At 64.1% G+C, this 24670-nt stretch carries 22 protein-coding genes; 11 read left to right on the top strand and 11 right to left on the bottom strand.

The features are described from left to right. Positions 1 to 28: 28 nt before the first annotated feature. A complete protein-coding gene (locus ACHWUQ_RS22075) occupies positions 29 to 1018 on the bottom strand; it encodes a Bug family tripartite tricarboxylate transporter substrate binding protein (RefSeq protein WP_394682448.1) in 990 nt (329 codons plus the stop codon). Between the two features lie 209 nt (positions 1019 to 1227). Between ACHWUQ_RS22075 and ACHWUQ_RS22070 the strand changes: the two genes are divergently transcribed. Beyond that, entirely contained in the window at positions 1228 to 2022 is a 795-nt protein-coding gene (locus ACHWUQ_RS22070) for a crotonase/enoyl-CoA hydratase family protein (RefSeq protein WP_312451228.1), read from the top strand. Between the two features lie 15 nt (positions 2023 to 2037). On the opposite strand, the gene ACHWUQ_RS22065 is transcribed toward ACHWUQ_RS22070, so the two are convergent. Further along, positions 2038 to 3474 carry a PLP-dependent aminotransferase family protein gene (locus ACHWUQ_RS22065; protein ID WP_394682447.1) on the bottom strand — a complete coding sequence of 479 codons (1437 nt, stop codon included), beginning with the start codon at positions 3472 to 3474 and terminating at the stop codon, positions 2038 to 2040. 123 nt (positions 3475 to 3597) lie between these two features. Between ACHWUQ_RS22065 and ACHWUQ_RS22060 the strand changes: the two genes are divergently transcribed. From ACHWUQ_RS22060 to ACHWUQ_RS22050, 3 genes are all read left to right on the top strand, one after another. After that, a complete protein-coding gene (locus ACHWUQ_RS22060) occupies positions 3598 to 4035 on the top strand; it encodes a carboxymuconolactone decarboxylase family protein (RefSeq protein ID WP_312409272.1) in 438 nt (145 codons plus the stop codon). Positions 4036 to 4068: 33 nt separating this feature from the next. After that, positions 4069 to 4794 carry an NmrA family transcriptional regulator gene (locus ACHWUQ_RS22055; protein WP_394682446.1) on the top strand — a complete coding sequence of 242 codons (726 nt, stop codon included), beginning with the start codon at positions 4069 to 4071 and terminating at the stop codon, positions 4792 to 4794. Between the two features lie 62 nt (positions 4795 to 4856). After that, complete coding sequence (locus tag ACHWUQ_RS22050; protein ID WP_394682445.1) at positions 4857 to 5492, top strand: FMN-dependent NADH-azoreductase; 636 nt, start codon at positions 4857 to 4859, stop codon at positions 5490 to 5492. A 258-nt stretch (positions 5493 to 5750) separates the two neighbouring features. Here the strand turns inward: ACHWUQ_RS22050 and ACHWUQ_RS22045 are convergent, their stop codons facing one another. Beyond that, the gene (locus tag ACHWUQ_RS22045) at positions 5751 to 6293 is read right to left on the bottom strand and encodes a hypothetical protein (protein ID WP_394682444.1); all 543 of its coding nucleotides are present in this window, start codon (positions 6291 to 6293) and stop codon (positions 5751 to 5753) included. A 135-nt stretch (positions 6294 to 6428) separates the two neighbouring features. After that, on the bottom strand, positions 6429 to 7145 hold the full coding sequence (gene lexA, locus ACHWUQ_RS22040) for a transcriptional repressor LexA (RefSeq protein ID WP_312409268.1): 717 nt from the start codon (positions 7143 to 7145) through the stop codon (positions 6429 to 6431). A gap of 114 nt (positions 7146 to 7259) precedes the next feature. Between lexA and ACHWUQ_RS22035 the strand changes: the two genes are divergently transcribed. Further along, positions 7260 to 8279 (top strand): asparaginase, encoded by a 1020-nt coding sequence (locus ACHWUQ_RS22035; protein ID WP_312451243.1) that lies wholly within the window; start codon positions 7260 to 7262, stop codon positions 8277 to 8279. Positions 8280 to 8391: 112 nt separating this feature from the next. Here ACHWUQ_RS22035 and adk read toward each other — a convergent pair whose 3' ends face one another. The 7 genes from adk to ACHWUQ_RS22000 all read right to left on the bottom strand — a co-directional run bounded on the left by adk (position 8392) and on the right by ACHWUQ_RS22000 (position 13376). Then, positions 8392 to 9048, bottom strand: coding sequence for an adenylate kinase (adk, locus tag ACHWUQ_RS22030; RefSeq protein WP_312409266.1), 657 nt, complete (start codon positions 9046 to 9048; stop codon positions 8392 to 8394). 218 nt (positions 9049 to 9266) lie between these two features. Next, positions 9267 to 10061 (bottom strand): 3-deoxy-manno-octulosonate cytidylyltransferase, encoded by a 795-nt coding sequence (gene kdsB / locus ACHWUQ_RS22025; protein ID WP_394682443.1) that lies wholly within the window; start codon positions 10059 to 10061, stop codon positions 9267 to 9269. A gap of 109 nt (positions 10062 to 10170) precedes the next feature. Beyond that, entirely contained in the window at positions 10171 to 10767 is a 597-nt protein-coding gene (locus ACHWUQ_RS22020) for a hypothetical protein (RefSeq protein ID WP_394682442.1), read from the bottom strand. 188 nt (positions 10768 to 10955) lie between these two features. Continuing rightward, entirely contained in the window at positions 10956 to 11153 is a 198-nt protein-coding gene (locus ACHWUQ_RS22015; RefSeq protein WP_133858927.1) for a Trm112 family protein, read from the bottom strand. Between the two features lie 8 nt (positions 11154 to 11161). Next, positions 11162 to 12277: a tetraacyldisaccharide 4'-kinase gene (gene lpxK / locus ACHWUQ_RS22010; protein WP_394682441.1), complete on the bottom strand. Its 1116-nt coding sequence runs from the start codon at positions 12275 to 12277 to the stop codon at positions 11162 to 11164. Between the two features lie 42 nt (positions 12278 to 12319). Then, positions 12320 to 12736 carry a biopolymer transporter ExbD gene (locus ACHWUQ_RS22005; protein WP_133858925.1) on the bottom strand — a complete coding sequence of 139 codons (417 nt, stop codon included), beginning with the start codon at positions 12734 to 12736 and terminating at the stop codon, positions 12320 to 12322. A gap of 19 nt (positions 12737 to 12755) precedes the next feature. Further along, on the bottom strand, positions 12756 to 13376 hold the full coding sequence (locus ACHWUQ_RS22000) for a MotA/TolQ/ExbB proton channel family protein (RefSeq protein WP_239812262.1): 621 nt from the start codon (positions 13374 to 13376) through the stop codon (positions 12756 to 12758). Between the two features lie 619 nt (positions 13377 to 13995). On the opposite strand from ACHWUQ_RS22000, the gene xseA reads away from it, so the two are divergent. The 6 genes from xseA to ACHWUQ_RS21970 all read left to right on the top strand — a co-directional run bounded on the left by xseA (position 13996) and on the right by ACHWUQ_RS21970 (position 23610). Continuing rightward, positions 13996 to 15351 (top strand): exodeoxyribonuclease VII large subunit, encoded by a 1356-nt coding sequence (gene xseA, locus ACHWUQ_RS21995; protein WP_394682440.1) that lies wholly within the window; start codon positions 13996 to 13998, stop codon positions 15349 to 15351. A 252-nt stretch (positions 15352 to 15603) separates the two neighbouring features. Continuing rightward, on the top strand, positions 15604 to 16185 hold the full coding sequence (locus ACHWUQ_RS21990) for a superoxide dismutase (protein ID WP_021026539.1): 582 nt from the start codon (positions 15604 to 15606) through the stop codon (positions 16183 to 16185). Positions 16186 to 16416: 231 nt separating this feature from the next. After that, on the top strand, positions 16417 to 18663 hold the full coding sequence (locus tag ACHWUQ_RS21985) for a TonB-dependent receptor (RefSeq protein ID WP_394682439.1): 2247 nt from the start codon (positions 16417 to 16419) through the stop codon (positions 18661 to 18663). A 485-nt stretch (positions 18664 to 19148) separates the two neighbouring features. Then, positions 19149 to 19784, top strand: a complete 636-nt coding sequence (locus ACHWUQ_RS21980; RefSeq protein ID WP_394682438.1) for an RNA polymerase sigma factor — start codon at positions 19149 to 19151, stop codon at positions 19782 to 19784. Then, positions 19781 to 20863, top strand: coding sequence for a FecR family protein (locus tag ACHWUQ_RS21975; protein WP_394682437.1), 1083 nt, complete (start codon positions 19781 to 19783; stop codon positions 20861 to 20863). The genes ACHWUQ_RS21980 and ACHWUQ_RS21975 overlap by 4 nt, the downstream gene beginning before the upstream one ends. A gap of 359 nt (positions 20864 to 21222) precedes the next feature. Further along, positions 21223 to 23610, top strand: coding sequence for a TonB-dependent siderophore receptor (locus ACHWUQ_RS21970; RefSeq protein WP_394682436.1), 2388 nt, complete (start codon positions 21223 to 21225; stop codon positions 23608 to 23610). Positions 23611 to 24670: the final 1060 nt, after the last annotated feature.

Genomic DNA, 24670 nt, shown 5'->3' with positions numbered 1-24670 from the left:
TAAGGCGGGCCAGCGGCGGGAGCGGGGGCTATTCGGCACGAATGCCCAGTTTCTGGGCCACCGGTATCCAGCGTTCGCGCTCCGAGGCCACGAACTGCCCCCATTCTGCGGTGCTGCCCGCCATCGGCTGCGCACCTATGCGACGCAGGCGCTCCTGCACCTCAGGCTTGGCGAGGGACTGGTGGATGGCGCGGGCCATGCGCGCCACCGCATCGGCCGGCGTGCCGCTGCGGGCAACCACGCCAAACCAGGCGCTGGCCTCGGTATCGCCAAAGCCCAGCTCGGCCAGCGTGGGCACCTGGGGCAGTGCTGCAAAGCGCTGCTTGTCCAATATCGCCAGCGGCACAATGCGCCCGCCAATCGCCTGCTGCATGCAGGAGGGCAGCGCGTCGAACATGATGTCCACATTGCCGCCCATCATGCTGGTGATGGCCGGCGCACTGCCGGAGAACGGCACATGGGTGACCTGGAAACCCATGCGCTCGCTGGCGTATTCGCCCGCCAGATGGGTGATGTTGCCGCTGCCGGCCGAACCCATGCTGAGCGTCTTGCCCTGGCGCTGTGCCTGCTGGGCCAGCGCGATCAGTGTGCGCAGATCGCTGGCGCCCAGGTCCTTGCGAGTGACCAGCAGCAAAGGCGCCTTGCCCAGCCCCGCGACGGGCACGAAATCCTTGACCGGGTCGTAGCTCATCTTGGCGTAGATGGCGCTGTTGATGACCAGCGGCGCATTGGACCCAACAAAGAAGGTGAGTCCATCGGCGGGGGCGCGCAATGCCGTCTCGGCCGCAATCATGCCGGCTGCCCCGGCTTTGTTCTCGACGACGATGGGCTGGCCCGTGCTCTGGCCCACATCCTGGGCCACGATGCGGGTGATCTGGTCGGCAGCACCGCCTGCGGGGTAGGGCACGACCCAGCGCAAGGGGGCATCGGCCGCGCGCGCCAGCCAGGGGCTGGCCAGGCTGGCGGCCGCGCCCCATTGCACAAGACGGTGGTGGAACTGGCGTCGGGATATGGGCATCAACTGTCTCCTAGGCAGCATCTAGTTATGGGCATGTGGGGGGCTGCCTGCCCCAGCATCCATGCAGGCTAGGGCCGTTTTTGGGCAGCGTCCAATACCAAATTGCACTCAGCTGATATGCAGCCGCATGTGGCCTTTACCCGTATGCTGGCCCGTGAGGCGCACAGCGCTGATTGCATCGAGACCTACCGGAACCAGGAGCCTTTTCCATGACTGCATTTTTGAACTACGAACAGCAAGGCCATGTCGTCACCCTGACGATGTGCCAGCCCGAGCGCCGCAACCCGCTGACCGGCAACACGGCGGTGGCCGAGATCCTGGCCGCCTGCGAGCGGATTGCGGCCGACAGCAGCGTGCGCGCGGTCATTCTGACGGGCGAGGGCCCCGCGTTCTCGTCGGGCGGCGACATCAAGACCATGCAGCAGCAGTCCTTTGGCGATGTCGATGGCATGCGCATCCGCGATGACTACCGCCGTGGCATTCAGCGCCTGCCGCTGGCGCTGTTCAACCTGGAAGTACCCACCATCGCCGCCATCAATGGCGCGGCCGTCGGTGCAGGCCTGGACCTGGCGTGCATGTGCGATCTGCGTGTGGCCTCGGACAAGGCCAGGTTTGCCGAGAGCTTTGTCAAGATGGGCATCATCCCCGGCGATGGCGGTGCCTGGCTGCTGCCCCGGGTAATTGGCATGGCGCGCGCGGCCGAGCTGTCGCTGACCGGCCGCATGATCGACGCTGCCACCGCGTTGCAGTGGGGTCTGGTGTCGCAGGTGGTGCCGCCCGAAGAACTGCTGAACGCCGCCAATGCACTGGCCAGCGAGATTGCCGCCAACCCGCCCCAGGTCACCCGCATGACCAAGAAACTGATGCGCGAAGGCATGCACCAGAGCCTGGCTTCCTTGCTGGAACTGTCGGCTGCCTACCAGGCGCTGGCGCACCAGACGGCCGACCACCGTGAGGCCGTGAGCGCCTTCCTCGACAAGCGTACGCCGGAGTTCAAGGGCTAACGCGCCGTTCGCCCGCTAGCCGAAGGCTTGTTGGATCTGCCGGGCCAGCTGCAAGGCCTGCGCCTCGCTGGTGATATTGGCAAAGCCCATCAGCAGGCCTTGGCGGGGCGCGGCATCGATATACCAGCGCGACAGCGGATGCGTGGCCAGGCCTTGCGCGCGGGCGCGCTGGGCCACCAGGCTGTCGTTGTCGCTGTCCCCAATCTGCCCGAGCAAATGCAGACCGCCGGGCTGCAAGTCAATGCGCAGGCGATCGCCCAGCACCTGCTGAAAACTGCGCTGTGCCACCTCGCGGCGCTCGGCGTACAGCAGCCGCATCTTCTTGAGGTGGCGCGCAAAGTGTCCCTGGGCCATGAAATCGGCCACGCTGGCCTGCAGCAGATAGGGACTGCCGGCATTGAGGTTGGAGCTGACGGCCTGGAAGCGCGGCACCACCTCCAGCGGCACTACGGCGTAGGCCAGGCGCAGGCCCGGAAACATCACTTTGCTGAAGGTGCCGGCGTAGATCACGCGGTCCTGCTGGTCCAGGCTTTTAAGGGCGGGCAGGGGCCGGCCCTGGTAGCGGAATTCGCTGTCGTAGTCGTCTTCGATGATCCAGCTGCCGGCCTCCCGCGCCCAGTCCAGCAGCGCCATGCGCCGTTCCAGCGACAGGGTCACGCCCAGCGGGCTTTGGTGCGATGGCGTCACCATCGCAAACCGGGCGTAAGGGCTCCGCTGCCGGCCAACTTCCACCTGCATGCCCTGGGCATCGACCGGCACCGGCACGATCTGCACCGAGGCATTCTGTAAAAACGGACGGGCCAGGATATAGCCCGGGTCCTCAAACCAGAACGCATCGCCGGGGCTCGCAAGGCTGCGCAGGCTCAGCTCCAAGGTATTGCGCAGGCCGGTGGTGACAAATACCTGCTCGGGCACGCAGGTCACGCCACGCGAGACCGCCAGGTAGGCCGCAATGCGCTGGCGCAGTTCCTCATCGCCTTGCGGGTTGGGGTAGGCCAGACGGAAGGGCTCGCTGCTGCGCAGGCGGTGGGTGACCAGCCGGTTCCAGACCTTGCGCGGAAAGGCATCGATCGCCGGCAGCCCCAGCTGCAGCGGCCGGGGCTGCAGGCCATCGTAGTCGACGATGTGGGTGGCCGGTGGCTGGGCAACGGCTTGCGGCGCCATTGCGGACGCGGCGGGGGGCAGGCCCGGTGATATGACCGTGCCCGCCGCCCCGCGTACCTGGAAATAGCCTTCATCGGCCAGGATGCGGTAGGCCAGATCGACGGTGCCGCGCGACAGGTTCAGCTCGGCCGCCAACGCCCGCGACGCCGGCACCCGGTCGCCCGCACGCAGATGGCCTTGCGCAATGGCGGTCTTGAAGCGCTGGCAGATCTGCAGGTACATGGGCAGCTGCAGGCTGCGGTCGACCTGCAGTTGCAGGGCTTGCACGGAGGGGGTGGGGTCGGGCATCCAGGTATTCCTATCTTGGCCTAGTCATTTTTGCATTTCTTGGCTCTTTTGGCTCGGCCAAGACCATCGCATACTGGCTGCCAGCAACGGAATTCACCGACGCAACCCTGGATGGAGATAGATATGCAAACCCGACTCGACTTCTACACCGCTGACCCCGCCATCATGAAAGCGCTGCTGGGCGTGGAAAACCAGATTGCCAAAGGCAGCCTGGACATTCTGCTCAAGGAACTGGTGCGCCTGCGCGCCTCGCAGATCAATGGCTGTGCCTTCTGCCTGGACATGCATGTGACCGATGCGATGAAGGCCGGTGAATCCAGCCGCCGTCTGGCCACTGTCGCCGCCTGGCGTGAGACCCCGTTCTTCAGCGACCGTGAGCGCGCTGCGCTGGCGTGGACCGAGGCACTGACCCTTGTAGCGCACGACCATGTGCCCGATGCCGCCTGGGAAGCCGTGCGCCCCCACTTCAGCGATGCCGAGCTGATGGAGCTGACCGCTGTGATCACCTCGATCAACAGCTGGAACCGCTTTGCGATCGCCTTCCGCAAGATGCCCGTTTAACGGGCAAGCCCCCGGTGTTGTGCAAGGCGGCTTATGAAAGTCTTGGTGCTGGACGGCTGCAACCCGCTGGGCAAGCGCGTGGTCGGCAATCTGCGGCAGCTGGGTTACCCGGTGCTCGCCGATGCGGGCCCCCAACTGCCGGCTGCGTTGCATGGTGCCGAGGTGCTGATCGATCTGCGCGAGCCGCCTGTGGTGGATACGGCCGATGCGCTGGAGGGCTGGGCGCGCGCATGCCGGCAGCTGAATGCCGCCATCGCTGCTGCCGCAGTGGCGCACCATATTGCGCTGTCGGCCTTGGGTGTGCAGCGATTGCAAGGCAGCGGCTACTACCAGGCGATCGCGTTGCGGGAACTGCTGGCCCTGACAGGCAACACCCCCTGTACCGTGCTGCGTGCAGCACCCTTGTATGAAAGCCTGGGGCAACTGGCGCACGACAGCGTAGCCGATACGCTGCTGGCGATACCGGTGGCCCAGGTGCAGCCAATGGCGGCAGAGGATTTGGCGATGCTGGTGGCCGACGCCGCGCTGGCGCAGCCCTTGGCGGGCTGCATGGACGTGGCCGGCCCGCAGAAGATGGCGATGGCCGAGTGGGTGCTGCAGTACCTGCGCTTGCAAGGCGATCCTCGCATGGTGCTGGGCGATGCCGATGTGCCTTACCGGGGTGCGCTGCTAGACGATGGCTGCCTGGTTCCTGAGGGGCCCGCACGCCTGGGCCGAACCACGCTCGCCGCCTGGGTGTGCAAATCCCGGGCGATGTGATGCCGTAGAACTGTGCGGATGCTGCCCACCTTGGCCTGACTACTCAAACGATTGGACAAACGATGACCCGTACCTTGCTCTTGAACTGTGGCCCACACGGCCAGGCCAGCCACGCCTACCAACTGGCAACCGACATGCTGGCAGAGCTGGGCCTTGCGCAGCAGCCGCTGTTGGAACGCGATCTCGTCGCAACACCGATACCGCCGATCAGCCGCGACTATGCGCTGGCGATCACCTCGAATGCGAGCGCAGACGCACCCGCGCTGGCCTGGTCGGAAACGCTGATCAAAGAGCTGGAAGACAGCGATCTGCTGATGATTCTGACACCGATGCACAACTTTGCGGTGCCGGCCACGCTCAAGCTCTGGCTGGACCAGGTGATCCGTATACACCGCAGCTTTGCATCGACGCCCGAAGGCAAGATCGGCTTGATGAAGGACCGGCCCACCTTGGTGTTGGTCAGTTCAGGCGGCTTCCATGCAGGTCCAAAAGCGCGTCAGGAGGACTTTTTGACGCCTTATCTGCGTTATGCGCTGGCCTCCATCGGCATCCGCAATGTGCATTTTGTGTTGCTGCAAGGTCTGGTGTTGGGGCCCGATGCGGTGGCTGCTGCAGTGGATGGCGCGAGGGATGCCCTGCGCGAGCAGCTGGCGCCTTTCAAACAGCTGGCGCTGGAGGCTGCTGCGGCCGCACGCTGAGCGAAAGATGGAAAAGAAGAAGCCGCTGGCAGTGCAGCGGCAGCCACGGCTTAGTGGCCATGAGCAGCGGGCAGCGGGCTGAAGGCAGAGCGCTGAAGGTGCCGGTTTGGCGCGTGCCCGGCATGGCGGTAACGCCCGGTACGTTCAGCGTCTGCGTCAACCCAGCGTAGCGATTCCGCTGCTGTCCACCCCTCGTGACAGCAGGCATGCAGCTGCCAGCAGGCTGGCTACAACGCACCGGCCCGGATTGGCACTGGCTTAGACCGCGTGCAGATGCTCCAGCCGCTCCAGGCGTTCAAGCTCGGCACAGATATCGGCCATGCTGCCCGACATGGCCCAGCGCATGCCTTTTTGGCGGTGCAGGCTGGCCGGTTGCGCCCAGTACATCTTGACGGGGGCATCGTTGGCGGCCTGGGCGCTGCAGCGCTGTACCGACAAGAACGGGCGGGTGTGGGACTGTATACCTACTGAGAGGCGGCGGCGCGCTGCGGGTTTGCGCGGCAGGCGAATGCGGTCGATGGGGCGCTGTGCGGGTGTCTCTTCGGCAGGGCCGTCCACGCCAGGCGGAACGCTGGGGCCATCGAGCAGGCTCAGTTGCTGCACGGCACCACGCTGCGCAGCGGCGCTGGAGGCGGCGGCAAAGCAATGCACCTGGGCGGCAAGCTGGCCATCGTTGGCGGCGCCATGGGCTGGACGGCGGCGGCTGCTGCGCACGATGGCACGTTGGATGGACTGGAACCAGGGCAGGCCAGCGACGAGGGAAAAGGGCGCAAGCGCACGCAATGCATCTGCTACGAGCATGGGAGACTCCTTGGTGTACGGATGACAGCAGGATTGCGCAAGGCGAGCGCATTCCCCAGGGTTGTGGGCCGGGTGCCCACAACGCCCGCTACCTGGGGTTGCGCAGAAAGGGAGGGGCCGACAGGGCCGCTGGGCTTAGTTCAGCATCGTGTTGCGAATCAACCCGACGGCAATGCCTTCGATCTCGAAGGGCTCGCCCGGCTGCACGACGATGGGCAGGTAATCCGGGTTCTCGGCCAGCAGCTCGATGCCATCCTTGGTGCGCTGCAGGCGCTTGACGGTGACGTCATCGCCCAGACGTGCGACGATGATCTGGCCATTGCGGGCCTCGCGGGTGGCTTTGACGGCCAGCAGATCGCCATCGATGATGCCGACATCGCGCATCGACATGCCGCGTACCTTCAGCAGGTAATCGGGCTGCTGCTGGAACAGGCCGCCTTCAACGGTATAGGTCTGGTCGACATGCTCTTGCGCCAGGATGGGCGAGCCCGCTGACACGCGGCCAATCAGCGGCAGGGCCAGCTGGGCGAGCTCTTGCACCACACGGCCCAGGCCGGCGGTGGCGTTGGACACGCCTGCCAGCGGCGACGAAAAGCGCGTGCCGCGTGCCGCATTGATGGAGCGCACGGTATCACTTTGCAGGCGAATCCCCCGGGAGGTACCGCTGACCAGCTCGATCACACCCTTGCGTGCCAGCGCCTTGAGGTGGTCTTCTGCCGAATTGGCCGATTTGAAGCCCAGCTTGCTGGCGATTTCGGCGCGCGTTGGCGGGGCGCCGGTGCGCGAGATGGCCGTCTGGATCAGGTCCAGAATTTCTTGTTGGCGCGCGGTGAGTTTGGGATGGTCTCGCATAAGATCTCCGTGTGATCTGTGGTGCCGGGTGGCAGCCAAGCTGCCGTGCACTCCAACACCTGTATATCAATCCAGTACCTGTATTTTTAACCAGTTTTTTGCAGGAGGCAAGCTTTGCAGCCAAAAATTTTGATCATCGGCACCGGCGGCACCATTGCCGGCATGGCCGATGATGCCGAGAATCCCGGCCAGTACCGTGCGGCGCAGCTGTCGGTCGCGGCCCTGCTGGCGGGGGTGAGCGGTATCGAGACCGCCGCGGCGGGCCCGCTGGATGCAATGCAGATCGCGCAAATTGATAGCAAGGACATGAGCGACGAGGTCTGGCATGCGCTGCTCCAGGCTTGCGATGCAGCGATGCGCGACGAGGCGGTACGCGGTGTTGTTATCACCCACGGAACGGATACCTTGGAGGAAACTGCCTGGTTCCTGCATTGCGTTTTAGGGCGCCTGGCCAAGCCGGTGGTGCTGACCTGTGCGATGCGCCCGGCCAATGCCTTGATGCCCGATGGCCCGCAGAATCTGAAGGATGCCGTGGCCGCCGCTGCGGCGCTGGATGCGGACGGCCATCCGCTGTTGCGCGAGGTGGTCGCGGTGACCGGCGGGGGCGAGCTGCACAGCGCGCGCTGGCTGCAAAAGGTGCACCCGCACCGCTTGCTGGCCTTTTCATCGGGCGAACAGGGGCCGCTGGGCTGGGTGGATGGCACGAACGTGCGCCTGCGCCAGGGCTATGCACCGCAGGCAGCAGATACGGAGGGCGGCTACACCGGCAGCGCATGGCTGGCGGCCTTGCCCGCGCCGGCCAGTACGCCCTGGCCGTGGGTGGAGATCGTCACCAGCCATGCTGGCCTGCGCCCGGGGCTGTTGAAGGCGCTACAGGCCCAGGGTGTGGATGGCCTGGTGGTGGCAACCACCGGCAATGGCACGGTGCATGAGGTGCTGCTGGATGGGATCGCGCGCGCACGCCAGCAAGGCTTGCCGGTGTGGCGCAGCAGCCGCTGCAGCGATGGCGTGATCAGCGATGCAGTATTGCCCGGGATGGCCGACCTGGACAAAGACCTGGCCGTGGCCTTGACGCCCTACAAATGCCGGGTCAGCCTGCAGCTGGCGCTGGTGCAGGCCCGATCCAAAATCTAAGTACGGGCATGGGAGCCAACGGCAGATACCGGTTTATTTACCGATAAATAGACGGGCATAAAAAAGCCACTGTCGCACGACAGTGGCTTGGTAGATGAGGCAGAGTTGCTTATCAGGCCTGCAGGGCGGCAATCGCGCGCTGCGTGATTTCTTCGACCGAGCCCATGCCGCTGATCGCGCGGTACTTGGGGGCGGCGGCCGGGTCTTGTGCAGCCCAGCTGCTGTAGTAGTCGACCAAGGGGCGGGTCTGGCTGCTGTAGACGTCCAGGCGCTTCTTGACGGTTTCTTCCTTGTCGTCTTCGCGCTGCACCAGGGGCTCGCCAGTCACATCGTCCAGGCCTTCGGTCTTGGGCGGGTTGAACTTGACATGGTAGGTACGGCCCGATGCGGGATGGCTGCGGCGGCCGCTCATGCGCTCGATGATGGCTTCAAACGGCACATCGATTTCCAGCACGTAGTCGAGCTTGACGCCGGCCGCCTTCATCGCGTCGGCCTGCGGGATCGTGCGGGGGAAACCGTCAAACAGGAAGCCATTGGCGCAATCGGCCTGGGCGATACGTTCCTTGACCAGGTTGATGATCAGATCGTCACTGACCAGCTGACCGGCATCCATCACGGCCTTGGCCTGCAGGCCCAGTGGCGTGCCCGCCTTGACCGCTGCGCGCAGCATGTCGCCGGTGGAAATCTGGGGAATACCGTATTTTTGGCAGATGAAGGCAGCTTGCGTACCTTTGCCGGCGCCGGGTGCTCCCAAAAGAATTAATTTCATGGCGGTCCTTGGAGAATAAAAAACTTGCACGGCAAAAGCGGGCACTGAAGCCCGCTTTTACGCAAAAAAACTGGGCTTGAGCATATCACGCATCAGGGGATTGTCAGCGAACTGGGCACCAATACCGTGTCTCGGCTGCGCAAGACAGGCATGCTGCGCCTTTTTGCTTACGGTGTGCTTGCAGCAGGGGCGATGGTGGCGCATGGCTGGCACGCGGGTTACATCACGGCGCCAAGCAGCTGTCGCACACGCACCAGGTCCTCGGGGGTGTCCACGCCGGAGCCGGGGATCTGCCGCGTCACATGCACGGCGATGCGGTAGCCATGCCAGATTGCGCGCAGCTGCTCCAGCATCTCGATCTGCTCGGTAGGTGCCTGGCTGAGCGTGGGGAAGGTATGCAAAAACTGGGCGCGGTAGCTGTAGATGCCCATATGGTGCAGCGGCGCAAAACCGGGTGTGCCGGTGGTGCCGGGGTTCTTCCACCAGGCCATATTGACAAAATCACGGCCCCAGGGGATGGGCGCGCGGCTGAAATAGCTGGCTAGGCCCTGGGCATCGAGGACCACCTTGACCACATTCGGGCTGAGCAGCGATTCCAGATCGGCCATCGGATGGGCGACGGTGCCCATGCTGGCCTCGGGCCGCTCGCTGAGCAGGGCGGCGACCGCATCGATCAGCGCTGGCGCGATCAAGGGCTCATCCCCTTGCACGTTGACGACGATGTCGTCGCCGGCGAGCTTCAGCAAGCTGCAGGCCTCGGCCAGTCGGTCGCTGCCGCTGGGGTGGCTGGGCGAGGTCATCACCGCTTGGATGCCATGCTTTTTGCAGGCATCGATGATGCGCTCGTCATCGGCAGCCACCACCACGCGCTGGGCGGCGCTCTCCTGCGCGCGCTTGGCCACGCGCACCACCATCGGCAGACCGGCGATGTCCACCAGCGGCTTGTTGGGCAGGCGCGAGGACGCCATGCGCGAAGGAATCAGGACGGTGAACGGCGCGGGTGCGGATGCCATGGTGCGAAAGAAAGAAGAGTGGAGCCGGCTGGAATTGTAGCGAGCCCGCATGGCGGGCCGGGCGCAGGCGATCTGGGTGGGTGCGGCTGCGGCGGCAGGGTGCCAGGGCTCAGGGCCCCGGTTTGACCGGTGTAGGGGCTTCGTTGCTGCCAAACAGAATCGCCTCGATGGGGCGCAGTTTCTTCGCGTCGATCACTTCGCGCAGCTTAGGCAGGATGGCGACCAGGCCATCGTAGCCCTGGGCTTTTTCCAGCTGCAGTTGCAGACGGAAGCCCTTGAGGCCTAAGCCGCTGACCAACTGGCTGGCCGCGGCATAGGCCTTGATATAGCGTTCGCTGTGGTTGCTGATGGCAGCGGCTGGGTTGCTGGCTGCTGCTGGCGCGACAACCGGTGCAACTGCGGCGGCTGGCGGAGGCATGGGCGCTGGCACGGCCAGACTGTCGATGATGTCGCTGGCGTTGGAGGACGGCTGGCCAGCATCGCCGGGACGCAAAAGCTCGAGCAGACCTTGCTGCAGCAGCTGTTTGATGTCTTCCAGCACCTGCAATTGTCCGCCCGCCGAGGGCGCCAGGGCCATCACCTGTTCAATGCTTTTTTGGCCATCAAACATGATGAAGGCCGGGCGCATGCGATGGGGGAGGGAAGGATCGCGGGCGCGCAGCGCCTCCATGCCTTTGTCGGTTTTTTTGAGGATCAAGCTTTGCATTTCAACTCGCTGAAATAGATGGATGCAATCCAACAGGCCAGCCTGCAAAACATGTCTTCCAAACATGCAATGCAGGACAAATGCCTAAAAATTCAGCAAATTGTGTCTGTTTTTTACAAAGCTGCTATTGGGGTTTGCCTGTGCGGCCCGCCATGCGGCCCCTTTTTGGGGCGCAACTTCATCAATCTTTAATCTGCCGCAGCTAAGGCTTCGATTTCTTCGTCGCTCAGTGGGCGCGCTTCGCCTTCGAGCATGATGGGCATGCCATCGCGCACCGGGTAGGCCAGGCGCGCACTACGCGAGACCAGCTCCTGGCGTTCACGGTCATAGCGCAAAGGGCCTTTAGTGACAGGGCACACCAGCAGTTCAAGCAGTTTCGGGTCCATAGCGGCAATCAGTCTTTCTTTACAGGGGGCGATGCGGTCTGGCAAGGGCGCAGCAGGGCATCGACATGCTGGCCAAAGGCGGGGTCGATGGTGACCTCCAGAGGAACGGCCAGCGCATGCGGGGCAATGCACCAGAGCTTGTGCGCATCCTTTTCGGTGCACAGCAGCACGGGGGCATACGGTGCGTCTATTGTAGGGGCGCTGTTCGCCACCAACCCCAGGCTGGCCAGCCATGCCGGGTCGTCCAGCGGCGCATGGTCGGGCAGCGCATCGCTGCGTACCAGCTGCAGGCCCTGGGCTTGCAGCATCGCAAAAAATTCCTGCGGATAGGCAATGGCTGCCAGTGCATGCACCGGGCGGCCACGCAAATCGGACAGACGATGGCGACGGCCATCCTGGCCCACGGCATGGCAGGCCAGGCTGCGCTGCAGCGGCCAGGCCGCTGCGCCGGAGGCCGCCAGATGCGAGGGCGGCGGGCCGGCGTAGAGCGCAACGTCCAGCCGCCTGGGCCAGGGTTCGCGCAGCGGCCCGGCCGGCAGCTGCCAGCCATTGCCCACGCCTTGGGCGTTGAAGACGGCAATCTCCACATCACGGGCCAGTGCCAGGTGCTGCAGGCCATCGTCGCAGACCAGCACATCCACCTCAGGGTGGGCCTGCAAGGCGGCCCGGGCGGCTGTAGCGCGCAGTGCAGCCACATACACCGGTACGCCGCTGCGCTGGGCGATCAGCAGAGGCTCGTCGCCGACCTGGCGCGGGTTGCTGCCCGGGAGGACGGCAATGGCGTTGGGATCGTTGCGGGTGTCGCGCCCATAGCCGCGCGAGATGACGGCGGGCCGCCAGCCCTGGGCTTGCAAGGCCTGCACCAGGTGCAGGGTGACGGGCGTCTTGCCGGCGCCGCCGGCAATCACATTGCCCACCACCACCACCGGCACCGGCGCACGGTAGGCCTTGCAAAGGCCGCTGCGGTAGAGGGTGCGGCGCAGCGCGCCCAACGCGGCATAGCACCAGGACAGCGGCAGCAGCGCAATGGCCAGCGGGCCTTTGCGCTGCCATGCGTCGGTGATGCGTGCCGAGCCAGGGCGCGTAGCGGCAGCTGAAGGCGTGGGAGGGGAGGGGGCGGTCATGCAGGCTGCATGCTAGCACTGCCCAGGCACGGGGCCTGGTGTTTACTGTGCAGCCGTCTGGGTGGCGAAGGTGATCTGTTGCAGGCCGACGCGGCGTGCTGCTTCCATCACCGAGACCACCGACTGGTGCGGTGCCAGCGCATCGGCGCTGATGATGATCACGCTGTCCTTGCCGGCGGTGGCGGCATTGCGCAGCGCCTCGGCCATGTCGGCGACCGTCTTGCCTTCCAGCGCCACCTTGCCGACGGCGTAGCGCCCGTCGGCCGCCACGGAGACGATGATTTCCTTGGGCCGGTCGCGCAGCTGCTCGGCATTGGCGGTGGGCAAGGTCAGCTGCAGCTCGGTGAATTTGCTGTAGGTGGTCGAGAGCATCAGGAAGATGAGGACGACCAGCAGCACATCAATGAACGGGATCAGGTTGATCTCGGGCTCTGTCGTGGTGCGGGGGCGAAAGTTCATGCTGGCTCCTGCCCGGCGGTCAGCTGCGGCGCAGCTTGTTCAGGTGGCGCAGGAACTGCTCGGCCGACAGCTCCAGTGTCAGCAGATAGCCATCGACGCGGCTGCGGAAGTAGCGCCAGAAGATCAGCGCAGGGATGGCCACCATCAGACCGAAGGCGGTGTTGTACAGCGCGATCGAGATGCCGTGGGCGAGCATGCTGGGGTTGTTGCCGCCACCGCTTTGCGAGCCGAAGATCTCGATCATGCCGATCACGGTGCCCAGCAGGCCCAACAGGGGCGCAGCCGATGCAATGGTGGCCAGCGCGGTGAGGTATTTCTCGAGCTTTTGGGCTTCCCGGCGGCCGGTGCTCTCCAACGTGGCGCGCAGATCGGCTTCAGAGATGCGGGGCTCCAGGGTGATGGTGCGCAGGCCGCTGGCCAGCACCTCACCCAGCGAGGAGTTCTGACCGAGCTGGTTCACGACTTCGGCGCTGGGCACACCATGGGCGGAGACGGAAATGGCCTCCTGGAGCAGGTTGGCCGGTGCAACTTTGGCCGCTTTCAGGGCCACGAAGCGCTCAACGATCAATGCCAGGGCCAGGATGGAGCAGGCAATCAAGGGCCAGATCGGCCAGCCTGCTGCTTGGATGATGGAAAACAAGATTCTCTCTCCGCTCTTTCTTTTTTTCAGCGGCCATTATGGCCCAAGGCCACTGCCGGTCCGCCTAAAATCGGGCCAGGCGCTGCGTCCAACCCACAGTGCCCGGATGCCGGAAAGGCCGAGTCATCCACAAAAAATGTGGATAACTTTGTGGGTAATGTGTCATCAGCCAGAAAAATGGCCCAATTTACGGGGTTTTTCTTAGATTGCTTAAAAAATAAGCTGATAAAAATATTGAAAAATCAAAAGCTTGTACGTAGGTTCAATATTTTGTGCTACAGAGTATGACGTATGCATGACGCTGTCACAGAGCTGCTTTCTTGTGGACTACTGCCCGCCAGAGGTGTGGGAAAAGGCGATTTTGGGGCGCTGCCAAGGCGTCTATGTCGTTGCTGTGACGGGAAAAAATGCCCCGGTCAATGGTTGTCTTGGCAGCTAATTGGCAGCCCGCTCGATAGCTGAAAGGCGGTATCCGATCGAGAAGGCCGGCCCGCTGCACCCGTGGCGGACCGCCCAGCCGCTACCATGTCTGCTGCATACCCGCTGCGCCGCGGTGCAACCCAGACCTACCCATCGTTATTTCCGCCGAGCCGGGCCTGCCGCCCAGCCGGCCACTTTCATGGACACCACACACTACCCGCCCAGCTCCGCTGCCAACGCCGCCCCCAGCCCCCGTATCTGGGATGTGGGCGCGCTATGCCGAGCGGTGGCTGACACCTTGGCTGCGCGCTTCAACCCGGTGGAGGTGCGTGGGGAGCTCAGTGGATTTTCGCGGGCGGCCAGCGGCCACTGCTACTTCAACCTCAAAGACGCCAACGGCCAGGTGCGCTGTGCGATGTTCCGCCGCGCCGCGCAGGCACTGGACTTCAATCCCCGCGATGGCGAGCTGGTCGAGGTGGTGGGCAAGCTGGGGGTCTATGAACAGCGCGGCGATCTGCAGCTGATTGTTGAAGGCATGCGCCGGGCCGGGCAGGGGGCATTGTTCGAGCAGTTCCTGCGCCTCAAGGCGCGATTGGAATCCGAAGGGCTGTTCGACAGCGAGCGCAAGCGGCAGCTGCCTTTGATGCCGCGCGGCATCGGCATCGTCACCTCGCTGGGCGCGGCGGCGCTGCATGATGTGGTGACCGCGTTGCGCCGCCGCGTGCCGCAGCTGCCGGTGGTGTTGGTGCCGGCACTGGTGCAGGGCGCGCAGGCCGCGCCGTCGATGGTGGCGGCGCTGCACAAGCTCTACCGCCTGGCGGAAGCACAGATCGCCTATGACGCCCGCCTGAGCATTGACGCGCCGGCGGTCGCCATCGACACCATCTTGCTGGTGCGCGGCGGTGGCTCGCTGGAGGACCTTTGGGCCTTCAACGATGAGCAGCTGGCCCGCACCGTGGTGCAGAGCCCCGTGCCACTGGTGAGCGGCGTGGGCCATGAGACCGACTTCACGATCGCCGATTTCTGCGCTGACCTGCGCGCGCCCACACCGACGGCCGCTGCCGAGCTGGTCTGCCAGCCGCGCGATGTGTGGCTGGGTGCGCTGCAACTGGCGGAGCGGCGCCTGGCCGATGGCGTCGAGCGCCACCTGGACCGCCAGCAGCAGCGCCTAGACATGGCAGCGCGCCAGATTGGCAGGCCTTCGTCACTGGTGCACGGCCAGCAGCAGATGCTGGACCGCCTGGGCCGCCGCCTGCACGGCGCTGCCCAAGCCCAGTTGCATGGGCAGGACAAGCGGGTGCAGCATCTGGCCAGCGTGTTTCCGGCAGCGGCATCGCGCCATCTGGAGCGCAGCGAGCAGCGCCTGGCGCAGCTGCATGCGCGGCTGGAGCTGCTCAACCCGCGCCAGGTGCTGTCACGGGGTTATGCCTTGCTGACGGACATGCAAGGCCAGGTGGTGAGCTCGGTAACGCAGGCGACACCGGGCAAGGCCATGCATGCCGAGCTGGCCGATGGCAGCGTGGACGTGGTGGCGACGCAGCGCTTGTTGGTCTAAGCCGGGTTTGGCGCTTCTCGGTGGAGGCAGCGGCTGCCTTGCAACGCCGCCCGAGCCGATTGGCGGTGGATTCTGACGCCGTGGGGCCTGGCTCGCATGCTATCGTCGTCATAGTAATCTGGCTGAACCCGTATTCATGAACGGGTCGATTTTCCTTTTTACAATCGACCACTGCGACTCCCGCCGGGCCTATTGCCTGACAGCACTGCCCGGGACGGCTTTGCAACCTATACCAACCACGAGGAAACCACGATGGAACGCACTCTGCCACCACTGCCCTACGCGATTGATGCGCTGGCCCCTGCTTACAGCCAGGAAACGCTGGAATACCACCACGGCAAGCACCACAAGGCCTACGTGGACAAGCTCAATGAACTGCAAAAGGGCACCGAGTTCGAGAACCTGGAACTGGAAGCCGTGATCAAGAAGGCCACCGGTGGTATCTACAACCAGGCTGCCCAAATCTGGAACCACACCTTCTTCTGGAACTGCATGACCCCCGGCGGCGGCGCTGAGCCCAGCGGCGCGCTGGCCGATGCCATCAACAAGAAGTGGGGCAGCTACGCCGAGTTCAAGAAGGCCTTCCAGGCGTCGGCCGTTGGCAACTTCGGTTCGGGCTGGACCTGGCTGGTCAAGAAGCCTGATGGCTCGGTGGACATTGTCAACACCGGCGCCGCTGGCACCCCGCTGACGACCGACGACAAGGCCCTGTTGACCGTTGACGTTTGGGAGCACGCGTACTACATCGACTACCGCAATGCCCGCCCCAAGTTTGTCGAAACCTTCTTCGACAAGCTGGTGAACTGGAAGTTTGCTGAAAGCAATTTCGCCTGATAGCGGTTGCCCGGCCTGGTTGCCGGGTAAACACGATCAGACAAAGGCCGGAGGGTGCGCTGCACCACATCCGGCCTTTTGCTTTTTGCAGGAGGGCGGCGCAACGGCGCCAAGCTGTCACCTGCAGGCAACACTTGCCTCTGGCAAAGCCCCTGATTTGCACCCGTTTGCCAGGGTGCTTAGATGGATGATTGATAATCAGTCTCATTTGCTTCTTGGCTGGTTGTCTGTATGTTTTTTGCTTCCCGTTTAGCGCTCCATCCCGTGGCTGGCGCAGTCGCTCTGCTGGTATCTTTTGCCGCTATCCCCGCTCTGGCCCAAACCCAGGAGGGTGCTGCTGACACAGCCCCCGCCGCTGCGGCGCCTGCCGCCACCGAAGACAGCGTCTTGCCGACGGTAACCGTCAACGCCAGTGCCGATGCGTCGGCGCAGGGCCTGTCCAAGGCCTATGCCGGCGGCCAGGTGGCGCGCGGCGGGCGTGTCGGCATTCTGGGCACCGAAGACATCATGAACACGCCGTTTTCGACGACGGCCTACACGCAGGATCTGATCCGTGACCAGCAGGCCCGCAGCGTGGGCGATGTGCTGCAAAACGATGCCTCCGTGCGTGTCTCGCGCGGCTTTGGCAATTTCCAGGAATCGTATTTTGTGCGCGGCTTTGTGCTGGGCTCGGACAGCATTGCCTACAACGGCCTCTACGGCCTGCTGCCGCGCCAGTACGTGTCGGCCGAGCTGTTTGAACGTGTGGAACTGCTGCGCGGTGCCAGTGGCTTCTTGAATGGCGCCTCGCCCGCCGGTGACAGCATTGGTGGCGCCTTGAACCTGCTGCCCAAGCGTGCGTCGAACGAGCCGCTGACGCGGGTCAGCGTGGGCGGATCCAGCGGCGCGCAAGGCTATGCTGCGGCCGACATCAGCCGCCGCTTTGGCCCCGACCAGGCCACTGGCCTGCGCCTGAACGTGGCCAAGCGCAAGGGCGACACCCCGATCGACGACGAAGGCGTCGATCTGAGCGTGGTGTCCCTGGGCATGGACTGGCGCTCCAGCCAATTGCGCCTGTCGGCCGACGTGGGCTACCAAAGCCACAAGCTGACCACGCCACGCCCCAATGTGACCCTGGGCGCAGCGGTGACCCAGGTGCCCAGCGCTCCTGACAACAGCCGCAACTTTGCCCAGCCCTGGACCTATTCGAACGAGCGCGACAGCTTTGGCTCGGTGCGCGCCGAGTACGACATCAACAGCCGTCTCACAGCCTGGGTGGCCGGCGGTGCACGCTTTGGCCGCGAACGCAACTCGCTCGCCAGCCTGACCTTGAACAATGGCAGCACCGGCAGCGGCACCCAAGGGCGCTTTGACAATACCCGCGCCGATGACATCTTCACCGGCGAAGTGGGCCTGCGCGGCAAGCTGACGACGGGCAGCATCGGCCACAGCCTGGTGCTGGCCGCCTCAGCCTTCTCGGACAAGCGCAAGAACGCTTTCTACTCGCAGCCCGCAGCTGGCGCACTGGCCACCAACCTGTACGATCCCGTCTACGGTGCGGCCCCGCCTTTGGGCACCAGCTCGAACGATCTGGACGATCCGGCCGTGCAGGCCCGCATCAAGCTGTCGAGCCTGGCCCTGTCGGACACGCTGTCGATGTTCGACGAACGCCTGCTGCTCACCCTGGGTGTGCGCCACCAGACCATCGAGACGCAGACCTTTGCCTACAACACTGGCATTGCCGCGCCCAAGGTGGACAAGAGCCGCACCAGCCCGATGGCTGCGGTCGTGTTCAAGCCGGCAGAGCGGGTATCGGTCTATGCCAACTACATCGAAGGCCTGACCCCGGGCGAGATCGCACCGGCGCTGTCTTCGGGCCTGCCGGTGGCCAATGCCGGCGCGGCGCTGGCACCCTATGTCTCCAAGCAAAAAGAAGTGGGCCTGAAGTGGGATGGTGGCGATATCGGCGCCGGCCTGGCCTGGTTCACCACCGACAAGCCGCGCGTGTTCCGCAATTCCATCTCGGGCGTCTACGGCCCTGAAGGTATGGACCGCCACCGCGGCCTGGAGCTGAATGTGTTTGGCCAGGTCACACGCGGCCTGCGTGTGCTGGGCGGTGTCACCTGGTTGGATGCCAAGCAACTGGCCGATGGCAACAACCCCAATGCCGGCAAGCGTGTGATTGGCGTGCCCCGCCAGCAAGGCAATCTGGGCCTGGAATGGGATGTGCCGGGCGTACGTGGTCTGACCCTGGATGGCCGCGCCGTGGCCACCGGCAGCAGTTATGCCAATGCCACCAATACCTTGCAGGTGGCAGGCTGGACCCGCTTTGACCTGGGTGCGCGCTACCTGACCGAAATCGATGGCCGCCTGGTGACCCTGCGTGCCCGTGTGGAAAACGCGGCCAACCGCAACTTCTGGGCTTCGGTCGGTTCCACCGGCTACCTGGTGCTGTCCAACCCGCGCACCTTCACGGTCAGCGCCAGTGTGGATTTCTAAGCGCTGACTGCCTGACTGTGGTGTGCAACCATGACCGTGACCAGTCCCTTGCCCCTCAGCCCAGCAGCGGCCATGCCGGATGTGGCCACGCTGTATGTGGAGCACCATGGCTGGCTGCAAGCCTGGCTGCGCCGCCGCTCTCTGCACGCTACGAGTTCTAAACACTGGTGGGCATAAGGGAGGGGAGGGCTTGGCAGGCGCGGCCTGAGCGCCGTTGAAAAGCGCGCATTTTGATGGGAATGAGAATTCTTCTCAGTACAATGCATCCGCGCTTTGCCACGGCATCGCGCGTTTCAGCAGGCGGACTTGAAAGGGTGCGCCTGCCCTTGCTTTTCCAACTGGCTGCGCGCTGGGCCATGGTCTGGCGCTGCTGGCCTGTCCGCTGACTGTGTTCTTGCCTGCCATGCCCCGTTCTTTGATCTGCGATTTGTTTGCTGAATGCGGCAGCTGTGCGGGCGGCTGTGCGTGGACTGGCCTTGTGCCCCATGCGGCCTGATCTGTTACCCCATGGCGAGGCGGGTACGCCGGAGCCCGCTGGCGGGCACCTGGCGAGCCTGTACCAGCGCTGGCGCACACCGGTGATGCGCATGCTGCGGCGCCATTTTGGCAATGCAGCCGATGTGGAGGATGCCACACAGGAAGTGTTTGCCCGGGTGGCCGCCACCGGCAAGGTGCTGCAGCCCGACGAAGAGCAGCCCTATTTGCGCAAGACCTTGCAAAGCGTGGCTGCGCGCGATTGGCAGCAGAGCGCGCAGGCCCGGGGGCTGGAGCTGGTATCGGGAGACGAACACCCGCAGGCGATGGAGGCCCAACTGCACAGCAGTGCCGAGGAGGTGAACCAGCAGGCGGCCCAGCAGCAGCGGCTGCACCGTTTGCACCAAGCCATCCAGGAGCTGCCTGAACGCCAGCGCCAGGCCTTTGTGCTGCACCGGGTCGAAGGCCATACCGTGCAGCAGACGGCCGAGCAGATGGGCATCTCGATGCGCATGGTGGTCAAACACCTGGCGCGTGCCGTCGCCTATTGCGAAACCCGCGTGCAATTTGCCAGTGCGCAGCAGATGCAGCAGCTGCAAGCCCAGCAACTGGCGCTGAGCGCTGCCGATGAGGAGCCACCCCTATGAGCGCAACGCAGACGCCCCGATCGTTGCAGAGCCTGCCGCCTGCACAGCTGCTGGCGCTGAACCATGCCGCCGGCGACTGGCATGTGCGCCGCCTGCTGCCTGACTGGACCGGCGCCGATGAAAGGGCCTTGAATGCCTGGCTGGCCGAGGATGCGCTGCATGCGCAGGCCTTGGCGCGCATCGCACAGACCTGGCAGGATGCGCAGGCGCTGCAGCAGATGTTTCCAGCTTCTTATTCCGCAGGCCAGACTGCGGCGCCGGATGTAAGGGCCAAGCCGGCTGCGTCCGCGCGTCCTCCACGGCAAGGCACTGCGCAGGGCGCCAGCCTGGGCTGGCGCTGGGGCTGGGGCTGGCCGGCCCAGGCCTTGCTGGCGTCCTTGCTGTTGCTGGTGATCGCCGGCATGGGCTGGCAGCACTGGTGCAACACGGCTTACTACAGCCTGGAGGCAGCGACCGGCACCGGCGAGCTGCGCGATCTGGCCTTGCCCGATGGCAGCCAGGTGGCGCTGAACGCCAACAGCCGCCTGCAGGTGCATTACTACCCCTACCGGCGCGAGACGGTGCTGGACAAGGGCGAGGCTTTCTTCAAAGTGGCGCCGGATACGAACAAGCCCTTTACAGTGACCAGCGGGCACAGCGAGGTCCGCGTGGTGGGCACGGCCTTCAATGTGCGGGCTGCGCCGCCGGAGGTGGTGGTGCAGGTGCAAGAGGGGCGGGTGGCGCTGCGCTCCACGCTGCCGGGCAGTCCACAGCCGGTGACGCTGACGGCGGGGATGGCCATAGCGCTGGAGCCGGCCCGCGGCCACTACCGGCAGTTGGCGGTGAAAGGTGATGAGGTGGCCGAATGGCGCACAGGCCAGGTGTATTTTCAGCGCCGGCCGCTGGCGCAGGTGGCCCAGGAGCTGGCCCGTTACCTCGATGCCCCCGTCGAGGTGGCTGATCCGGCGATCCGTGCGATCCCCATCTCGGGCCTATTGGCCTTGGCCGACCCGGAGCGTTTCTTGCTCGCCTTGCCGAGCGTGGCCGACGTGCGGGTGCAGCGCTTGCCTGAAGGGGGCTGGCGCATTCGCCGGCAATAAAAACAATTTGTTTCATTTGCGCGGGTTCCATGTTTTAGGCCTTTTGTGCTTCTTCATAAGGTGCGCGCCAGAGATCTGAGCGCCACACGGGCTGCCAGCCACGGATCCAAGCCTTCCGCTTTGTTATTCCCAGCCAATGGCCGCAAACCACAGCGGCGCCTGGTGCAAGCGCCCGCTCCCAGCCTGTCCACTCGGGCCTGGAGCGGGAAAGCTGCCCGGGCAGGGCCGTTGTCATTGATGCAGGAATACACAGGAGTGCGAGAGCCATGGGATGCGAGATGTTGATGGGGGAAGAGGGCGGGTGCCCGTTGAAGAAGGCGGTGCAGGGGAAGGCGGTGCGGGGGAAGGCGCAGGCCCCGATGCTGCGGCCACGATGGCTGGCCGTATTGGTAGCAGCTGCGATGGCGGGCGTCAGCGTGCAGCCCGCCGCTGCCCAGGCGCAAGCCGCTGCGCAGGCGACGCGCCAGAGTTTCAATCTGCCGGCCCAGCCGCTGATTGAAGGGCTCAAGGCCTTTGGCCGGCAAACCCAGCAGCAGGTGCTGTTTGACGATGCCCTGGTGCAGAGCTTGCGGGCAGCGGCCGTCAGCGGAAATCTGACCCCGCCAGAGGCGCTGGCGCGCATGCTGACAGGGACGGGCTTGACGGCAGTGAGCACGCAGCCGGGCAGCTTTACGTTGCAACGCATGCCCACAGCGCCCCAGTCGATGACCCTGGAAACCGTGACGGTGACCGCCGATGCGCTGCAGGATGGCCGCACCGAAGACACCGGCAGCTACACGCAGCGCGGGCCCAGCGCCACAGCCACCGGCCTGGCATTGACCTTGCGTCAGACGCCGCAGTCGGTCAGCGTGATGACACGCCAGCGCATGGATGACTTCAAGCTGCAGACCTTGACCGACGTGATGGAGCAGACCCCCGGTGTGACGGTGGACCGCCAGGGTGACGGCAACAACATCATGGTGCGGGGCGACAACGTCAACCTGCAGATCGATGGCCTGCGCCAGATGGCCAGCGGCTGGTATGCCAATACCCAGATGCTCTACACCATGGACGACATGGCCGAGATCGACCGCATCGAGGTGCTCAAGGGCTCGTCGGGCCTGACCAATGGCGATGGCAAGTATGGCGCAACAGTGAACATGATCCGCAAGCGCCCGACGCAGGAGTTCCGCGCCAGTGTGGGCGCAGGCGTAGGCAGCTGGGACAACTACCGCGCCGATGTCGATGTGGGTGGCCCGCTCAATGACCGTGGCAGCCTGCGCGGCCGCCTGGTGGCCGCTGCATCGGATGGCCATGATTTCCGTGACAACGTCAAGCGCAGCAACCAGACCTTGTATGGCACCCTGGACCTGGACCTGAGCCGCGATACCTTGCTCAATATCGGCTTTGTGCACCGCCACCGCGAGTACTATGGCGCGGGCAGCACGAGCATGATCCAGGCCTATGCCGCCAATGGCGACTTCCTGGGCCTGCAGCCGCGCTCCTTCAACATCGGCGCGCCCTGGTCGGGCTATGAGCAGGACACCGACACCTTGTTTGCCAGCCTGGAGCACCGTTTTGACAACGGCTGGACGGCCAAGCTGCGGGCCAGTACCGAAAAAACCAAGATGCCGTACGGCGAAACTGGCTCCTGGTTTACCGCGTCCCCCCAGGTGGTGGACCTGAGCCGCGCCGAGGACCATGCCAACCGCAACCGCAGCATCGCGGCCGATCTGCGTGGCCCTTTCGAACTGCTGGGCCGCAGCCATGAGCTGATGCTGGGCGCCGATACCGCCCGCACCAGCTCGGACACCTACTCGGCCAACAAGCGCTTCACCAATCTGGGCCTGGACTACAGCGACGGCGGCAGCGCGATTGTGCGGCCCGATGACATCGTGAACTATCCCGTCGACAACCACAGCTATTTCAGCTCCAAGCGCAGCTCGGTCTACGGCGCGGTGCGCTTGAATGTGGCCGACCCGGTTAGAGTGATTGGCGGCGCCCGCATCACCAACTACGAGCAGTACGACCTGACGCCGTACGCCTACTCGAACTACGACTTCAAGAAGAACAATGTCGTCACCCCTTACCTGGGGCTGGTGGTGGATGTGCATGAACAGGTCTCGCTCTACGGCAGCTATGCCAGCATCTTCAAGCCGCAAAGCGCCCTGGATGCCAGCGGCAAGACCTTGGACCCGGAAGAGGGCCAGACCTATGAGATTGGCGCCAAGGGCGAGTTTCTGGACAAGCGCCTGAACGCCAGCCTGGCCTACTTCTGGATGAAGACCGACAACGTGGCCGACGCCACGGGCGAAACCATGCCCGATGGCACTGCGATCTACCGCTCGGTCTCTGGTGTCAGCAAGCGCGGCTATGAGCTGGAACTGTCGGGCGAACTGGCCCCCGGCTGGCAGGCCCAGGGCAGTTATGTGCTCAACAGCACCACTCTGAGCAACAGCAACTATCTGCCCCGCAACCAGCTCAAGCTGGGCAGCACCTACCGCATGGGCGGAGCGCTGGGCGGCCTCACCATCGGTGCGGCCACCCGCTGGCAAAGCAAGACCTCTGCCGGCCCCTTGCTGCAGCCCGCCTTCTGGGTGCTGGATCTGATGGCGCGCTACCAGGTCAACCAAAAGCTCAGCGTCAATTTGAACGTTCGCAACGCGCTGGACAAAAGCTACTTTGCCGGCATGCGCGATTTTGGCCGGGTGCAGTACACCTGGGGCGCACCGCGCAGTGTGACGGCGAGTGTGCGTTACGACTTCTGAGCGGCCTTTTTATAGGCGTTTAGCATCGACTCGGGCTTGGTCCAGCGCCAAGCCCCGGCTTGCGCCTGGGAATATGGTTTCGCCCTTTAAAAGGCGCATTGGCATCGATGGCTGCCCATTGTTGGGCGTATTGGCGTGGGGCTGGATAGCCCTTGTAGTGGTTGGTTAGCCACTTTGTTGGTGGTGTCTAATGCAAAAAATTATAAGTAACCAAGCTATTTATATTTTACTGGTCGTCGAATTTACCGTTGTGAAAAATAGCTGCGGTGATGAGGGCTGCGCAAAGGTCGTCACGTTGAATTGAAAGACAATTCAAGCGATAGGCGCTTGGTGGGATGTTGGGAATTATTATATTTATAGAGAGCTTTTGTAGCATTATCAGATAGTCTTCGGTTGTGATCAATGGCAGCTTATAGATTGAATGGATAATGGTTTGAGCGCATTTCAATTTTCAACAAATGCTGTGGGTTCGATGAGGATGGATCGCCTATTATTAAAATGCCGTTGATGATAAGCATCAGGGTATTTTTTAAATGTCTTGGTTATACAGGAGCATATCTGTGTTTATCCGATCCATCACTACGACTGCCATTCTGTTGGCAAGCGCTGCCGCCCATGCACACGCAGTGGCCCCTATGACGGACTCCTCGTTGCGCAACGACACGGTCGACACAGGCATGCGGTTTCGCTCAGCCGAACTAAGCCCGAATGCGCAGCAGTCACCCGCATCTTTCCCATTCACTGCGTTTGAAGAAAGCACTCACAACGGTCTTGAGTTTTCTCATGACCCCGAGGTATTGCCGCAGTTCAGCGCTTCGCAGCCTCTGTTGTTCGTGAACCCCGAGGCTGATCCGTTCAAGGAGGGGTTCCATGCCAGCCCGCTGACGGACTGGGACCACCCAGCAGTGACACGCTATTACGACGCAGCCCCGGACATCCCGCCCCATGTGGCGCCTCCCATCTTTGATCCGCAGATGCGGCCCTGTGCCGATCCAGACCTTCACAGGGATCGACCGTTCGTAGCCATCACGTATGAGGAATTGACGGCCAGGGCGGATCC

Origin of the sequence: uncultured Comamonas sp., from assembly GCF_964277875.1 — a bacterium.
GTDB lineage: Bacteria > Pseudomonadota > Gammaproteobacteria > Burkholderiales > Burkholderiaceae_C > Comamonas > Comamonas sediminis.
The sequence above is the reverse complement of the archived record's forward strand: the minus strand, read 5'-3'. Positions and strand labels throughout refer to the sequence as shown.

Bases quoted from the DNA above. Each gene is read 5' to 3' on its own strand.
- ACHWUQ_RS22055 (WP_394682446.1), top strand. From the start codon at position 4,069: ATGAAAGTCTTGGTGCTGGACGGCTGCAACCCGCTGGGCAAGCGCGTG.
- ACHWUQ_RS21970 (WP_394682436.1), top strand. From the start codon at position 21,223: ATGCTGCGGCCACGATGGCTGGCCGTATTGGTAGCAGCTGCGATGGCG.
- ACHWUQ_RS21990 (WP_021026539.1), top strand. From the start codon at position 15,604: ATGGAACGCACTCTGCCACCACTGCCCTACGCGATTGATGCGCTGGCC.
- ACHWUQ_RS22065 (WP_394682447.1), bottom strand. From the start codon at position 3,474: ATGCCCGACCCCACCCCCTCCGTGCAAGCCCTGCAACTGCAGGTCGAC.
- ACHWUQ_RS22045 (WP_394682444.1), bottom strand. From the start codon at position 6,293: ATGCTCGTAGCAGATGCATTGCGTGCGCTTGCGCCCTTTTCCCTCGTC.
- ACHWUQ_RS22020 (WP_394682442.1), bottom strand. From the start codon at position 10,767: ATGCAAAGCTTGATCCTCAAAAAAACCGACAAAGGCATGGAGGCGCTG.
- ACHWUQ_RS22070 (WP_312451228.1), top strand. From the start codon at position 1,228: ATGACTGCATTTTTGAACTACGAACAGCAAGGCCATGTCGTCACCCTG.
- lexA (WP_312409268.1), bottom strand. From the start codon at position 7,145: ATGCGAGACCATCCCAAACTCACCGCGCGCCAACAAGAAATTCTGGAC.
- ACHWUQ_RS22075 (WP_394682448.1), bottom strand. From the start codon at position 1,018: ATGCCCATATCCCGACGCCAGTTCCACCACCGTCTTGTGCAATGGGGC.
- ACHWUQ_RS22050 (WP_394682445.1), top strand. From the start codon at position 4,857: ATGACCCGTACCTTGCTCTTGAACTGTGGCCCACACGGCCAGGCCAGC.
- adk (WP_312409266.1), bottom strand. From the start codon at position 9,048: ATGAAATTAATTCTTTTGGGAGCACCCGGCGCCGGCAAAGGTACGCAA.
- ACHWUQ_RS22005 (WP_133858925.1), bottom strand. From the start codon at position 12,736: ATGAACTTTCGCCCCCGCACCACGACAGAGCCCGAGATCAACCTGATC.
- ACHWUQ_RS21985 (WP_394682439.1), top strand. From the start codon at position 16,417: ATGTTTTTTGCTTCCCGTTTAGCGCTCCATCCCGTGGCTGGCGCAGTC.
- lpxK (WP_394682441.1), bottom strand. From the start codon at position 12,277: ATGACCGCCCCCTCCCCTCCCACGCCTTCAGCTGCCGCTACGCGCCCT.
- ACHWUQ_RS21975 (WP_394682437.1), top strand. From the start codon at position 19,781: ATGAGCGCAACGCAGACGCCCCGATCGTTGCAGAGCCTGCCGCCTGCA.
- ACHWUQ_RS21980 (WP_394682438.1), top strand. From the start codon at position 19,149: ATGCGGCCTGATCTGTTACCCCATGGCGAGGCGGGTACGCCGGAGCCC.
- xseA (WP_394682440.1), top strand. From the start codon at position 13,996: ATGGACACCACACACTACCCGCCCAGCTCCGCTGCCAACGCCGCCCCC.
- kdsB (WP_394682443.1), bottom strand. From the start codon at position 10,061: ATGGCATCCGCACCCGCGCCGTTCACCGTCCTGATTCCTTCGCGCATG.
- ACHWUQ_RS22015 (WP_133858927.1), bottom strand. From the start codon at position 11,153: ATGGACCCGAAACTGCTTGAACTGCTGGTGTGCCCTGTCACTAAAGGC.
- ACHWUQ_RS22060 (WP_312409272.1), top strand. From the start codon at position 3,598: ATGCAAACCCGACTCGACTTCTACACCGCTGACCCCGCCATCATGAAA.